The organism is Pseudomonas sp. KH_017, assembly GCF_057840285.1.
The window spans coordinates 3,949,802-3,964,267 of record NZ_CM174509.1 but is presented as its reverse complement, the minus strand read 5'-3'; the positions used below and the strand labels follow the sequence as shown (position 1 = coordinate 3,964,267).

The 14,466-nt window shown below is 55.3% G+C and carries 5 protein-coding genes, 2 tRNA genes and 2 rRNA genes; 6 read left to right on the top strand and 3 right to left on the bottom strand.

Annotated elements, in window-relative coordinates:
- Positions 1 to 31: 31 nt before the first annotated feature.
- The 3 genes from bcsA to AC3IT6_RS18050 form a co-directional block, all read right to left on the bottom strand.
- On the bottom strand, positions 32 to 2,263 hold the full coding sequence (gene bcsA, locus AC3IT6_RS18060; RefSeq protein WP_489351657.1) for a UDP-forming cellulose synthase catalytic subunit: 2,232 nt from the start codon (positions 2,261 to 2,263) through the stop codon (positions 32 to 34).
- Positions 2,260 to 3,426 carry a cellulose biosynthesis protein BcsQ gene (bcsQ, locus tag AC3IT6_RS18055; protein WP_489351655.1) on the bottom strand — a complete coding sequence of 389 codons (1,167 nt, stop codon included), beginning with the start codon at positions 3,424 to 3,426 and terminating at the stop codon, positions 2,260 to 2,262. Before bcsQ ends, bcsA begins: the two co-directional genes overlap by 4 nt.
- A gap of 702 nt (positions 3,427 to 4,128) precedes the next feature.
- On the bottom strand, positions 4,129 to 5,520 hold the full coding sequence (locus AC3IT6_RS18050) for an aldehyde dehydrogenase family protein (protein ID WP_489351653.1): 1,392 nt from the start codon (positions 5,518 to 5,520) through the stop codon (positions 4,129 to 4,131).
- Between the two features lie 100 nt (positions 5,521 to 5,620).
- Between AC3IT6_RS18050 and ptrR the strand changes: the two genes are divergently transcribed.
- The 6 genes from ptrR to AC3IT6_RS18020 all read left to right on the top strand — a co-directional run bounded on the left by ptrR (position 5,621) and on the right by AC3IT6_RS18020 (position 14,420).
- On the top strand, positions 5,621 to 6,499 hold the full coding sequence (gene ptrR / locus AC3IT6_RS18045; RefSeq protein WP_489351651.1) for a putrescine utilization regulator PtrR: 879 nt from the start codon (positions 5,621 to 5,623) through the stop codon (positions 6,497 to 6,499).
- Between the two features lie 77 nt (positions 6,500 to 6,576).
- Positions 6,577 to 8,781 (top strand): OsmC domain/YcaO domain-containing protein, encoded by a 2,205-nt coding sequence (locus tag AC3IT6_RS18040; RefSeq protein ID WP_489351649.1) that lies wholly within the window; start codon positions 6,577 to 6,579, stop codon positions 8,779 to 8,781.
- A 707-nt stretch (positions 8,782 to 9,488) separates the two neighbouring features.
- Positions 9,489 to 11,025, top strand: a 16S ribosomal RNA gene (locus AC3IT6_RS18035).
- An 81-nt stretch (positions 11,026 to 11,106) separates the two neighbouring features.
- Positions 11,107 to 11,183, top strand: a tRNA-Ile gene (locus AC3IT6_RS18030).
- Positions 11,184 to 11,213: 30 nt separating this feature from the next.
- Positions 11,214 to 11,289 (top strand) — tRNA-Ala (locus AC3IT6_RS18025).
- A gap of 237 nt (positions 11,290 to 11,526) precedes the next feature.
- Positions 11,527 to 14,420, top strand: a 23S ribosomal RNA gene (locus tag AC3IT6_RS18020).
- Together the 16S and 23S rRNA genes with 2 tRNA genes alongside form the textbook arrangement of a ribosomal RNA operon.
- Positions 14,421 to 14,466 lie beyond the last annotated feature (46 nt).

The following is a 14,466-nucleotide window of genomic DNA, read 5'->3' as shown; positions in this document are numbered from 1 at the left end:
CGAGGAAGAAAGGTCCGGCGAGTGGAAGGCTTCAAGATCGTTGCGTGTCCGCGGTGGAGTCGATAGGTGATGGAGCGACCGGGCGTTTGCGCAGCAGCGCGCGGCTGTCCTTCAGGGTTGCAACGAACAGGCGCAGGATGGCGCGTAAGCCAATGCTGCTGACCTCGCGCAACGCCGACATGGGCGCGTCGAGGCGGCCGTTACCCCAGGTGTTGGCCCAGGTGTCGGCCCGTGAAAAGGTCAGTCGCACCAGCTCACTTTGCTGGCGCAGGGTCAAAGCCTCGAATTGCACGCCCGCCCCGTTGTCGTTGCTGAAGATCGTTGTTGCAGGAAAGAGGCTTGAGGGAGGCGTGCGCAGAATGCAGAGCCGCAGCTTCTCATTGATGCTGAGCTGAACTTGCGGTGGCAGTGCCAGACCCACGCCGTTTTGCGAGAAGTCCTGGGTTTTGCATTCGAACCAGGTGCCGTCTTCGCGATAGACGCGCACGGGCAGATCTGCGGGCACCCTGGGTTCGTTGCGCACCTGAGAGGACTCAGTGGCCACCGCCACGGCGGCGCTGACGATGATGATGTTGTACAGGGTCCAGGCCAGGTTGATCAGCAGGGTCGTGACCTGGGCCGAATCACTCCCGATCAGTTTCACCACGCCGATCACCAGACCGATCATGTTCAAGGTCAGCAGGACGATGTAAGGCCGTGCGAGCTTCCAGTCGAAATAGTCCTTTTCGATGGTGCCGCCCTTGTCGGTCACGTTGAACTTGCCCAGCGAAGGGCTGATCAGGGCCAACAGTACCGGGCGCATGATGTACCAGGCCAACACCGACTCATACACTTCGTTCCAGAAGGAATGGCGGAAGCGCCCCTGGATGGCGGAGTTGGTCAGGCTGGAATGGAAAATATGCGGCAGCACATAGACCGTGACCATCAGCGCCGAGGCATGGAAAATCTGCGCGTCGAACATCAGGTAGGCCAAGGGTGCGGTCAAGAACACCAGGCGCGGCAGGCTGTAGAAAAAGTGCATCATGGCGTTGAGGTAGCAGATACGCTGCCCCAGGTTCAGTCCTTTGCCAAACAACGGATTGTCGGTGCGAAAAATCTGCGCCATGCCCCGTGCCCAGCGTATGCGTTGGCTGATGTGGCGGGAAAGGCTTTCGGTGGCCAGGCCCGCCGCTTGTGGAATGGCGAGGTAGGCCGTATTGAAACCACGGCGATTGAGCTTGAGCGCCGTGTGCGCATCCTCCGTCACGGTTTCGGTGGCGATGCCGCCGACTTCCAGCAAGTGAGTGCGCCGGATGACCGCGCAGGAGCCACAGAAGAATGCCGCGTTCCACAGGTCGTTGCCGTCCTGCACCAGGCCGTAGAACAGCTCACCTTCATTGGGTACCGAGCGGAAGGTATCGAGGTTCTTTTCGAACGGATCGGGTGAATAGAAGAAGTGCGGCGTTTGCAGCAACGCCAGGTTCGGGTCCTTTAAAAACCAGCCCATGGTGATCTGCAGGAAGGAGCGGGTGGGCACGTGGTCGGCGTCGAAAATGGCGATGAACTCGCCATCGGTGACTTTGAGTGCCTCGTTGAGGTTGCCGGCCTTGGCATGTTGATTGTTGTCGCGGGTGATGTAGTTGACTCCGATCTGCTGACAGAAAACCTTGAACTCTTCCCGGCGTCCGTCATCGAGCATGTGCACCCGCAGTTTGCCCTCGGGCCAGTCGATGGCCTGAGCGGCAAGCACCACCAGTTTGACGATGCCCAACGCTTCGTTATAGGTGGGAATGAAGACATCTACCGTCGGCCATTCAGCGGGCGGCTGTTGCAGAAACTGCGGTGTGCGGTGCAGCGGCCAGGCGGTCTGTACGTAACCGAAGACGAGGACGAGCAAGGCATACAGTTCGGCCAGCACCAGCCCGTAGCCAAATACGGCATCCTGCCAGTTGTCGAAGCCCAGGGTGTCGGTCAGGCGCCAGTACATGTAGCGCAGCGAAGCGATCAGCGAGAGGGTGATCAGGGTCAGGATCGCCAGACGCCCGGCTTGCTTGCGGATGATCAGGCTGGCGGCAAAACAGACGGCGGCAAACGCAGCCTGGGAATACAGGTTCAGCGGCGCAGTGAGGATACCCAGCACCAACAATGCTGCGCTCAGCCCGGCCGAGATCTTCAGGCCCTGGCGGCAACGCAGGGGCCATCGACTGACGCGAGCCAGGAAAGTATCCACCAGCCCCTGCAACCACCACGTCTTTGCCGGTAGCTGATTCAGCTGGGCGGTCATGGTGTGCCCTGCTGGCTGCAAGCATCCGCGAAAAGCAGGGCATGAACCGCGCCTGACAGCGAGAGGATGTCCTGACAGCCAATGCTCTGAGGTGCGAACTGCAACAGGTCCCGACCGTAGGCCAGCGACTCGTTGAATTGATGATCGAGGCGAATCGTCCCGATCAGGTTAGCGCCGAGCCGCCGCAGAAACAGCACGCCCATGTCCCTGCTGAACGAACGCGAGTCATCCCGTTGGTTGAGCACATACCGGTGCCGTTGTGCCCGTCGTCGGCTGGTTTCCAGCCACTGGGTCATGGTGTCCAGTGCCAGGTAGGAGGCCGCGTCGGCCACTGTCATCACCAACACCAGATCGGCGGCATCGAGTGCCTGTTGCGAATACACGGTCGCACCCGAAGGCGTGTCCAGGATCACGGTATCGTTTTCGCTGAGGTTCATTGACGCCAGGTGCCGATTCAACCAGTCAGAATCTTCAAGCATCAACTGCTTGAGCAATCGGCGATCGTTCACCTCGCCAGTACCGAAGGGCAGGCACTCGCTGTCGCCAAAGCCCGGCAGGCGATAAGCGCCCCAGTCTGCGTTCTGTTCTTTGAGCTGGATCAGCCCGGGAGCCTGCCTGGTGATACCCAAGTGGCTGGACAGCGCGTTCTGAGGGTCCAGATCAATCGCGATGGTTCGCCCGCCAGAGCTGCGAAGTGTTTTTGCGAGGCCCGCGGCGATGGTGCTTTTACCCACTCCACCATTCGCCGAAACGATAGCGATGACCTTCGCCTTGGTCCGCTTGCGAGTCGTTTCCGGCAGACCGTCTCGACGAACCTGGTTGAGTTCACGCAACAGGTCGCTCAATCGCTGACGGTCACCCGTAGCAGGGCTCGCAGCTGGCTTGGTCAGGGGAGGGGATTTTGGCGAAGGTGGCGAGAGGGCAGCATTCTTCACAGGCTCGACCGGCGTGCCAATCAACAAAGAAGGCTGTGGCTCGTCCAGTAGAAACACCGGGGGCGTTGGTGTTGGGGGAGGCAAGGCCACCGACGGTTTTGGCTCAGTCAGCGCAGGTGTAACCGGGTCGTCCTTGAAATCTTTATAGTTCGGTTGTATTTCCTGGTAGCTCTCCGCGTTGGCGCCAAAACGTGTAAAGAGTTTCGCAATATCGTCTACATATTTCATGCGTTGTACCAGGAATGAAATAACTCAGAAACTCAGCATTCCATTAACTTGTAAAGTTGATGCATAGTCTTGGCATTGGCAGAGTGCCACTAATGTAGGGTGCCTGCATCTTAGTGTCAATGAATGTTATAATAAGTCAGCGAGGTTTATGGATGTTGGTCTGAATGTTGTTGAGGTGTTGTGTTATTCGTGGAAAGTGTGAATGTTAGAGTGTGCCCAATAATGACTGTCCAATGAGGTGTAATATGATGATGGGTAATGGGTGTATATGTCGTGCCGAAATAACTTTCGGCACGATGGAGTGTGGGTGTTGATCGCCTTCGGTGGTTTGATGCCGGGTTATTTATTAAATAAGTTGACTGATGTATTTGAAGGCATAGTGGGGGGCAAATAATACCTTTTCGGTTAAGGTGACGGGTGTCGCGGGTGTGCCAAGTTATGGGCGCTAGTTTGCAAGAGCAGCAAGGGAAGCTCTTGGCGTGCCTATTTCCAATCAGTACCGACAAGTTGTAAGTTGGTCGGGGCGCAGGAATCAAAAAAACCTAGACTTCAATGGGTCGAATGCCTGATGCGAGTCTCATTTCCCACGTCATACGCAACAACGCCGCTCATTGAGCCGCGTTGTTGTTTGTGGGTGATTTGTTGGGTTTGTTGAGGGCGAGATCAAGATCGTTTCTTTTACCCCGGAGCACTAAGCTGCCCTTAACGCCGATCCAGCCAAACCGTTTGTGCATTACAGAATTCGCGCACCCCGAAGTGCGAGAGTTCCCGGCCAAAACCACTCTTCTTCACGCCACCAAAACTGACACGCGGATCGCTGGCGCTATAGCCGTTGATGAACACGCCGCCGGTTTCAAGTTCGTCGGCCATCTGCCGGGCGAGTTCGGCATTGCGCGTGTAGAGGGTGGCTGTAAGGCCGAACTCGCTGTCATTGGCCAGCGCCAGCGCATGGGCGGCGTCTCGGGCCGTGATGATTGAGGCCACAGGACCAAACAATTCCTGTTTGAATGATGTCATCTGATCGGTCACGTCGCCGAGTACGGTGGGCTCATAGTAGTTGCCAGGGCCTTCAACCTTCTTCCCACCCATTAGCAGCGTCGCACCTTCTTCCAGTGTGTCGCGCACCTGTTGATCCAGTTCGTCGCGCAAGTCGAAGCGAGCCATCGGGCCGATGTAGGTGGTGGTAGCCAGTGGATCACCGACAACCAGTTGTTGGGTGGCCTCGACGAACTTGCGGGTAAATTCCTCGACAATGCCTTGCTCGACAATCAGGCGTTTGGCGGCGGCGCAGACTTGCCCGGTGTTTTGATAGCGCCCGATCACGGCGGCTTTCACCGCCTCATCGAGGTCGGCGTCGTCGAGCACGATAAATGGGTCGGAACCACCGAGCTCCAATACACATTTCTTCAGTGCGGCGCCGGCCTGAGCACCGATGGCCATGCCCGCACGCACGCTACCGGTGAGGGTGACAGCCGCGATGCGTGGATCGGCAATAGCCTTGGATACTCCTTCCGGGGTGACGTTGATGACCTCGAACACACCTTCAGGGAAGTCCGCTTGCTTGAAGGCCTCCAGCAGCAGGTAGGCGCTGCCCATGACGTTGGGCGCGTGTTTGAGCACGAAGGTATTGCCGGCGAGCAGGGTGGGGACCGCGCCGCGCAGGACTTGCCAGATGGGGAAGTTCCACGGCATCACGGCGAGAATCGGGCCGAGAGGGCGATATTCAATGCGTGCCTTGCCGCCTTCCACCAAGGTTGGTTCCGGGCTAAGCATGGCGGGGCCGTGTTCGGCGTACCACTGGCAGAGTTGCGCACATTTTTCAATTTCGCCGCGAGCCTGGGCAATCGGCTTGCCCATCTCCAGGGTGATCATGTTCGCCATGGCCTCGGCATTGTTGCGCAAGGCCTGGCCGAGGTTGATCAACAGCTGCGCGCGTTGTTCAACCGGTTTGCCGCGCCAGGCACGAAACCCGGTAGCGGCCCGCGTCAGCGCGGCCTGTAATGCCGAATCGGATTCGAAAGGGTAGTGGCCGATCTGCTCGCCAGTAGTGGGGTTGATCGAAATGGCATGGGTAAGGCTGGATACGTTGGTCATGGCACCGTCCTGCGAGGTAGGAATGTGCTCAGGGTATGGGGCTGTATGTTTTCTGGAAACTGAATAATACTGAGCATAACGTTCACGTTTGGAGAATGACTTGGATCTGGTTCAGCTCGAAATCTTCAAGGCTGTCGCCGAGCACGGCAGCATCAGCGTGGCCGCCCAGCATATCCACCGGGTGCCATCGAATCTCACCACCCGAATCAAGCAGCTTGAACTGGACCTGGGTGTGGACCTGTTTATCCGCGAGAAGAGTCGACTGCGCCTGTCGCCGGCCGGCTGGAGTTTTCTGGATTACGCTCGACGTATTCTCGACCTGGTTCAGGAGGCGCGCGCCACCGTGGCGGGTGAAGAGCCCCAGGGAGCCTTTGCCCTGGGTTCGCTGGAAAGTACTGCAGCGGTACGTATTCCAGGGCTGTTGGCCGCCTATAACCAGAAGCACGCCAAGGTCGAACTGGACCTGTCCACCGGCCCCTCAGGGACCATGATCGACGGGGTACTGTCGGGGCGGCTGGCCGCTGCATTCGTCGATGGTCCGGTGTTGCATCCGGCGCTGGAGGGCGTGCCTGCTTTCGAGGAGGAAATGGTCCTGATCGCACCGCTCAACCATGAGCCGATTCATCGAGCCAAGGATGTGAATGGCGAAAACATCTATGCCTTCCGCTCCAACTGCTCCTATCGCCATCATTTCGAAAGCTGGTTCGCCAATGGTGCGGCGGTGCCCGGCAAGATTTTCGAAATGGAGTCCTATCACGGCATGCTGGCCTGCGTCAGCGCCGGTGCCGGCCTGGCGCTGATGCCCCGCAGCATGCTTGAAAGCATGCCTGGATGCACGACGGTCAGCGTCTGGCCGTTATCGGAGTCGTTCCGCTATCTGCGCACCTGGCTGGTGTGGCGCAGGGGGACGGTGTCGCGGAGCCTGACGATGTTTGTGCGCTTGCTTGAGGAGCGCGGTGTGGCGTTGATCGATAAATAGTGGAAAGTTAACGGTCCGTGCCGAAAAACCGGATAATGGCGGCCAAATCGTTTAGCTCGTTATTCTGGTAATCGCACATGGAAATCAAGGTCAACTTTCTCGACAACCTTCGACTTGAGGCCAAGTTCGACGACTTCACGGTGATCGCCGATCAACCCATTCGCTACAAGGGCGATGGCTCGGCACCGGGGCCGTTCGATTACTTCCTGGCTTCGTCGGCGTTGTGTGCGGCGTACTTCGTGAAGTTGTATTGCGAAACTCGCAATATCCCCACCGAAAATATCCGCCTGTCGCAGAACAACATTGTTGATCCGGAAAACCGCTACAACCAGATTTTCAAGATTCAGGTCGAATTGCCGGCGGACATCTCCGCCAAGGATCGTCAGGGGATCTTGCGCTCCATCGACCGTTGCACGGTAAAGAAGGTGGTGCAAACCGGGCCTGAGTTTGTAATTGAAGAGGTGGAAAACCTCGACGCCGATGCCCAGGCGTTGCTGATGCCGCACTCGGCTGGCGAAGCGGGCACCTACATCGTGGGCAAGGACCTGCCGCTGGAGCAAACCATCGCCAACATGTCGTGCATCCTGGCCGACCTGGGCATGAAGATTGAAATCGCTTCGTGGCGCAATATCGTTCCCAATGTGTGGTCGCTGCACATCCGCGATGCACACTCGCCGATGTGTTTTACCAATGGCAAGGGCGCGACCAAAGAAGGTGCGCTGGCATCGGCTCTGGGCGAGTTTATCGAGCGCCTCAACTGCAACTTCTTCTACAACGATCAGTTCTGGGGCGAGGACATCGCCAACGCGGCGTTTGTGCATTACCCGGACGAGCGCTGGTTCAAGCCTGGCCCGAAGGACGAACTGCCGACTGAAATCCTCGACGAGTACTGCCTGAAGGTTTACGACCGGGATGGCGAGTTGCGTGGCTCGCATCTGTACGACACCAACTCCGGCAACACCCAGCGTGGCATTTGTTCACTGCCGTTTGTGCGCCAGTCGGACAATGAGGTGGTGTACTTCCCGTCCAACCTGATCGAAAACCTGTTCCTGAGCAATGGCATGAGCGCCGGCAACACGCTGGCCGAAGCCCAGGTGCAGTGCCTGTCGGAGATCTTCGAGCGCGCGGTCAAGCGCGAAATCCTCGAAGGCGAAATGGCTCTGCCGGATGTGCCGCAGGAAGTGCTGGCGAAATACCCGGGCATCCTGGCCGGTATCCAGGCCCTGGAAGAGCAGGGCTTTCCGGTGCTGGTCAAGGATGCATCGCTGGGCGGGGAGTTCCCGGTGATGTGCGTGACCTTGATGAACCCGCGTACCGGTGGCGTGTTTGCCTCGTTCGGCGCGCACCCAAGCCTGGAAGTGGCGCTGGAGCGCAGCCTGACGGAACTGCTGCAAGGCCGCAGTTTCGAAGGCCTGAACGACCTGCCTCAGCCGACCTTCGAAGGTCAGGCGGTGACTGAGCCGAACAATTTCGTCGAGCACTTCATCGATTCCAGCGGTGTGGTCTCGTGGCGTTTCTTCAGTGCCAAGCCGGATTTCGAATTCGTTGAGTGGGATTTCTCCGGTCAAGGCGAAAACTCCAATACCGAAGAGGCCACGACCTTGTTCGGCATTCTCGAAGACATGGGCAAAGAAGTGTACATGGCGGTCTATGAGCACATTGGCGCCAAGGCCTGCCGCATTCTGGTGCCGGATTACTCGGAAATTTATCCGGTAGAAGATTTGATCTGGGATAACACCAACAAAGCGCTGCAGTTCCGCGCTGACATCCTCAATCTGCACAGCCTGAGCAAAGTCGGCCTGAGATCGCTGGCCCAGGGTCTGGAAAACAGCGAGCTGGATGATTACACCGACATCACCACCTTGATCGGCATCGAGTTCGACGACAACACGCCTTGGGGCAAGTTGACGATCCTGGAGCTGAGGCTGCTGATTTATCTTGCCTTGCAGAAGTTTGACCAGGCCAAGGATCTGGTGGAAGCCTTCTTGCAATACAACGACAACACCGTCGAACGCGGCTTGTTTTATCAAGCTGTGAACGTCGTGCTGGAAATGCAGTTGGACGATGATCTGGAACTGAGCGACTACGAGGTCAACTTCCGCCGGATGTTCGGCAACGAGCGGATGGACGCGGCGATAGGGTCCGTGGATGGCAGCGTACGTTTCTATGGTCTGACGCCGACGAGCATGAAACTCGAAGGGCTCGACAGGCACCTTCGCCTGATCGACAGTTACAAAAAGCTGCACATGGCGCGGGCGAGGGTGGCGGCCTTGTCCAGCTGATAGCGATAACAAAAAAGCACCTTGGGTGCTTTTTTGTTTTTTGGCGGCCGGCTAATCGTCTGTACGCGTGGTCCCGCTTTTTGGCTATGGCATGGGCTGTGGCTGCCTATGAGGAAGCTCTTCTATATAGAAGGGCGTTCTGGCTCTTCTATATAGGCGTCCTTTGGGGCGTTTTACTGCTTTCTGCAGGTTATTGATAGAAAACCCGAATCAGTGCTTGACGGCAGATTATAGATGTCTATAATTCGCCCCACTTCCGGCGCAGTCGAAAAGGAAAACTCCTTGGTAAACAATGAGTTACGCAGTTTTCGACAGCAGGTTGCTTCAGGTCATCGAAGCCAAAAAGAAGTTGAAAAAGAGGTGTTGACAGCAGCGTGTAACGCTGTAGAATTCGCCTCCCGCTGATGAGAGATCTGAAGCGCAAGTGGTTGAAGTTGTTAAAGATTTCCAAGCGAAACTTTGAAAGCTTCTGAAAAATACCACTTGACAGCAAATGAGGCTGCTGTAGAATGCGCGCCTCGGTTGAGACGAAAGATCTTGACCAACCGCTCTTTAACAACTGAATCAAGCAATTCGTGTGGGTGCTTGTGGAGTCAGACTGCTAGTCAACAGATTATCAGCATCACAAGTTACTCCGCGAGAAATCAAAGATGTAACCAACGATTGCTGAGCCAAGTTTAGGGTTTTCTCAAAACCCAAAGATGTTTGAACTGAAGAGTTTGATCATGGCTCAGATTGAACGCTGGCGGCAGGCCTAACACATGCAAGTCGAGCGGATGACAGGAGCTTGCTCCTGAATTCAGCGGCGGACGGGTGAGTAATGCCTAGGAATCTGCCTGGTAGTGGGGGACAACGTTTCGAAAGGAACGCTAATACCGCATACGTCCTACGGGAGAAAGCAGGGGACCTTCGGGCCTTGCGCTATCAGATGAGCCTAGGTCGGATTAGCTAGTTGGTGAGGTAATGGCTCACCAAGGCGACGATCCGTAACTGGTCTGAGAGGATGATCAGTCACACTGGAACTGAGACACGGTCCAGACTCCTACGGGAGGCAGCAGTGGGGAATATTGGACAATGGGCGAAAGCCTGATCCAGCCATGCCGCGTGTGTGAAGAAGGTCTTCGGATTGTAAAGCACTTTAAGTTGGGAGGAAGGGCATTAACCTAATACGTTAGTGTTTTGACGTTACCGACAGAATAAGCACCGGCTAACTCTGTGCCAGCAGCCGCGGTAATACAGAGGGTGCAAGCGTTAATCGGAATTACTGGGCGTAAAGCGCGCGTAGGTGGTTTGTTAAGTTGGATGTGAAAGCCCCGGGCTCAACCTGGGAACTGCATTCAAAACTGACAAGCTAGAGTATGGTAGAGGGTGGTGGAATTTCCTGTGTAGCGGTGAAATGCGTAGATATAGGAAGGAACACCAGTGGCGAAGGCGACCACCTGGACTGATACTGACACTGAGGTGCGAAAGCGTGGGGAGCAAACAGGATTAGATACCCTGGTAGTCCACGCCGTAAACGATGTCAACTAGCCGTTGGGAGCCTTGAGCTCTTAGTGGCGCAGCTAACGCATTAAGTTGACCGCCTGGGGAGTACGGCCGCAAGGTTAAAACTCAAATGAATTGACGGGGGCCCGCACAAGCGGTGGAGCATGTGGTTTAATTCGAAGCAACGCGAAGAACCTTACCAGGCCTTGACATCCAATGAACTTTCCAGAGATGGATTGGTGCCTTCGGGAACATTGAGACAGGTGCTGCATGGCTGTCGTCAGCTCGTGTCGTGAGATGTTGGGTTAAGTCCCGTAACGAGCGCAACCCTTGTCCTTAGTTACCAGCACGTAATGGTGGGCACTCTAAGGAGACTGCCGGTGACAAACCGGAGGAAGGTGGGGATGACGTCAAGTCATCATGGCCCTTACGGCCTGGGCTACACACGTGCTACAATGGTCGGTACAGAGGGTTGCCAAGCCGCGAGGTGGAGCTAATCCCACAAAACCGATCGTAGTCCGGATCGCAGTCTGCAACTCGACTGCGTGAAGTCGGAATCGCTAGTAATCGCGAATCAGAATGTCGCGGTGAATACGTTCCCGGGCCTTGTACACACCGCCCGTCACACCATGGGAGTGGGTTGCACCAGAAGTAGCTAGTCTAACCTTCGGGAGGACGGTTACCACGGTGTGATTCATGACTGGGGTGAAGTCGTAACAAGGTAGCCGTAGGGGAACCTGCGGCTGGATCACCTCCTTAATCGACGACTCAGCTGCTCCATAAGTTCCCACACGAATTGCTTGATTCATTGAAGAAGACGATAAGAAGCAGCCCGAAATTGGGTCTGTAGCTCAGTTGGTTAGAGCGCACCCCTGATAAGGGTGAGGTCGGCAGTTCGAATCTGCCCAGACCCACCAATTTTGTGTGGGAAACGCCTGTAGAAATACGGGGCCATAGCTCAGCTGGGAGAGCGCCTGCCTTGCACGCAGGAGGTCAACGGTTCGATCCCGTTTGGCTCCACCACTAACTGCTTCTGATTGTATAAAGCTTAGAAATGAGCATTCCATCGGTGCGATGGTGAATGTTGATTTCTAGTCTTTGACTAGTTCGTTCTTTAAAAATTTGGGTATGTGATAGAAAGATAGACTGAACGTTACTTTCACTGGTAACGGATCAGGCTAAGGTAAAATTTGTGAGTTTAATCGCGAATTTTCGGCGAATGTCGTCTTCATAGTATAACCAGATTGCTTGGGGTTATATGGTCAAGTGAAGAAGCGCATACGGTGGATGCCTTGGCAGTCAGAGGCGATGAAAGACGTGGTAGCCTGCGAAAAGCTTCGGGGAGTCGGCAAACAGACTTTGATCCGGAGATGTCTGAATGGGGGAACCCAGCCATCATAAGATGGTTATCTTGTACTGAATACATAGGTGCAAGAGGCGAACCAGGGGAACTGAAACATCTAAGTACCCTGAGGAAAAGAAATCAACCGAGATTCCCTTAGTAGTGGCGAGCGAACGGGGACCAGCCCTTAAGTGGCTTTGAGATTAGCGGAACGCTCTGGAAAGTGCGGCCATAGTGGGTGATAGCCCTGTACGCGAAAATCTCTTGGTCATGAAATCGAGTAGGACGGAGCACGAGAAACTTTGTCTGAATATGGGGGGACCATCCTCCAAGGCTAAATACTACTGACTGACCGATAGTGAACTAGTACCGTGAGGGAAAGGCGAAAAGAACCCCGGAGAGGGGAGTGAAATAGATCCTGAAACCGTATGCGTACAAGCAGTGGGAGCCCACTTTGTTGGGTGACTGCGTACCTTTTGTATAATGGGTCAGCGACTTATTTTCAGTGGCGAGCTTAACCGAATAGGGGAGGCGTAGCGAAAGCGAGTCTTAATAGGGCGTCTAGTCGCTGGGAATAGACCCGAAACCGGGCGATCTATCCATGGGCAGGTTGAAGGTTGGGTAACACTAACTGGAGGACCGAACCGACTACCGTTGAAAAGTTAGCGGATGACCTGTGGATCGGAGTGAAAGGCTAATCAAGCTCGGAGATAGCTGGTTCTCCTCGAAAGCTATTTAGGTAGCGCCTCATGTATCACTGTAGGGGGTAGAGCACTGTTTCGGCTAGGGGGTCATCCCGACTTACCAAACCGATGCAAACTCCGAATACCTACAAGTGCCGAGCATGGGAGACACACGGCGGGTGCTAACGTCCGTCGTGAAAAGGGAAACAACCCAGACCGTCAGCTAAGGTCCCAAAGTTATGGTTAAGTGGGAAACGATGTGGGAAGGCTTAGACAGCTAGGAGGTTGGCTTAGAAGCAGCCACCCTTTAAAGAAAGCGTAATAGCTCACTAGTCGAGTCGGCCTGCGCGGAAGATGTAACGGGGCTCAAACCATACACCGAAGCTACGGGTATCACCTTCGGGTGATGCGGTAGAGGAGCGTTCTGTAAGCCTGTGAAGGTGAGTTGAGAAGCTTGCTGGAGGTATCAGAAGTGCGAATGCTGACATGAGTAACGACAATGGGTGTGAAAAACACCCACGCCGAAAGACCAAGGTTTCCTGCGCAACGTTAATCGACGCAGGGTTAGTCGGTCCCTAAGGCGAGGCTGAAAAGCGTAGTCGATGGAAAACAGGTTAATATTCCTGTACTTCTGGTTATTGCGATGGAGGGACGGAGAAGGCTAGGCCAGCTTGGCGTTGGTTGTCCAAGTTTAAGGTGGTAGGCTGGAATCTTAGGTAAATCCGGGATTCTAAGGCCGAGAGCTGATGACGAGTGTTCTTTTAGAACACGAAGTGGTTGATGCCATGCTTCCAAGAAAAGCTTCTAAGCTTCAGGTAACCAGGAACCGTACCCCAAACCGACACAGGTGGTTGGGTAGAGAATACCAAGGCGCTTGAGAGAACTCGGGTGAAGGAACTAGGCAAAATGGCACCGTAACTTCGGGAGAAGGTGCGCCGGTGAGGGTGAAGCATTTACTGCGTAAGCCCACGCCGGTCGAAGATACCAGGCCGCTGCGACTGTTTATTAAAAACACAGCACTCTGCAAACACGAAAGTGGACGTATAGGGTGTGACGCCTGCCCGGTGCCGGAAGGTTAATTGATGGGGTTAGCTAACGCGAAGCTCTTGATCGAAGCCCCGGTAAACGGCGGCCGTAACTATAACGGTCCTAAGGTAGCGAAATTCCTTGTCGGGTAAGTTCCGACCTGCACGAATGGCGTAACGATGGCGGCGCTGTCTCCACCCGAGACTCAGTGAAATTGAAATCGCTGTGAAGATGCAGTGTATCCGCGGCTAGACGGAAAGACCCCGTGAACCTTTACTATAGCTTTGCACTGGACTTTGAATTTGCTTGTGTAGGATAGGTGGGAGGCTTTGAAGCGTGGACGCCAGTTCGCGTGGAGCCAACCTTGAAATACCACCCTGGCAACTTTGAGGTTCTAACTCAGGTCCGTTATCCGGATCGAGGACAGTGTATGGTGGGTAGTTTGACTGGGGCGGTCTCCTCCTAAAGAGTAACGGAGGAGTACGAAGGTGCGCTCAGACCGGTCGGAAATCGGTCGTAGAGTATAAAGGCAAAAGCGCGCTTGACTGCGAGACAGACACGTCGAGCAGGTACGAAAGTAGGTCTTAGTGATCCGGTGGTTCTGTATGGAAGGGCCATCGCTCAACGGATAAAAGGTACTCCGGGGATAACAGGCTGATACCGCCCAAGAGTTCATATCGACGGCGGTGTTTGGCACCTCGATGTCGGCTCATCACATCCTGGGGCTGAAGCCGGTCCCAAGGGTATGGCTGTTCGCCATTTAAAGTGGTACGCGAGCTGGGTTTAGAACGTCGTGAGACAGTTCGGTCCCTATCTGCCGTGGACGTTTGAGATTTGAGAGGGGCTGCTCCTAGTACGAGAGGACCGGAGTGGACGAACCTCTGGTGTTCCGGTTGTCACGCCAGTGGCATTGCCGGGTAGCTATGTTCGGAAAAGATAACCGCTGAAAGCATCTAAGCGGGAAACTTGCCTCAAGATGAGATCTCACTGGGACCTTGAGTCCCCTGAAGGGCCGTCGAAGACTACGACGTTGATAGGTTGGGTGTGTAAGCGCTGTGAGGCGTTGAGCTAACCAATACTAATTGCCCGTGAGGCTTGACCATATAACACCCAAGCAATTTGACTACTCGAAAGAGCATCAGATTGCGG

Bases quoted from the DNA above. Each gene is read 5' to 3' on its own strand.
- AC3IT6_RS18040 (WP_489351649.1), top strand. From the start codon at position 6,577: ATGGAAATCAAGGTCAACTTTCTCGACAACCTTCGACTTGAGGCCAAG.
- bcsA (WP_489351657.1), bottom strand. From the start codon at position 2,263: ATGACCGCCCAGCTGAATCAGCTACCGGCAAAGACGTGGTGGTTGCAG.
- AC3IT6_RS18050 (WP_489351653.1), bottom strand. From the start codon at position 5,520: ATGACCAACGTATCCAGCCTTACCCATGCCATTTCGATCAACCCCACT.
- bcsQ (WP_489351655.1), bottom strand. From the start codon at position 3,426: ATGAAATATGTAGACGATATTGCGAAACTCTTTACACGTTTTGGCGCC.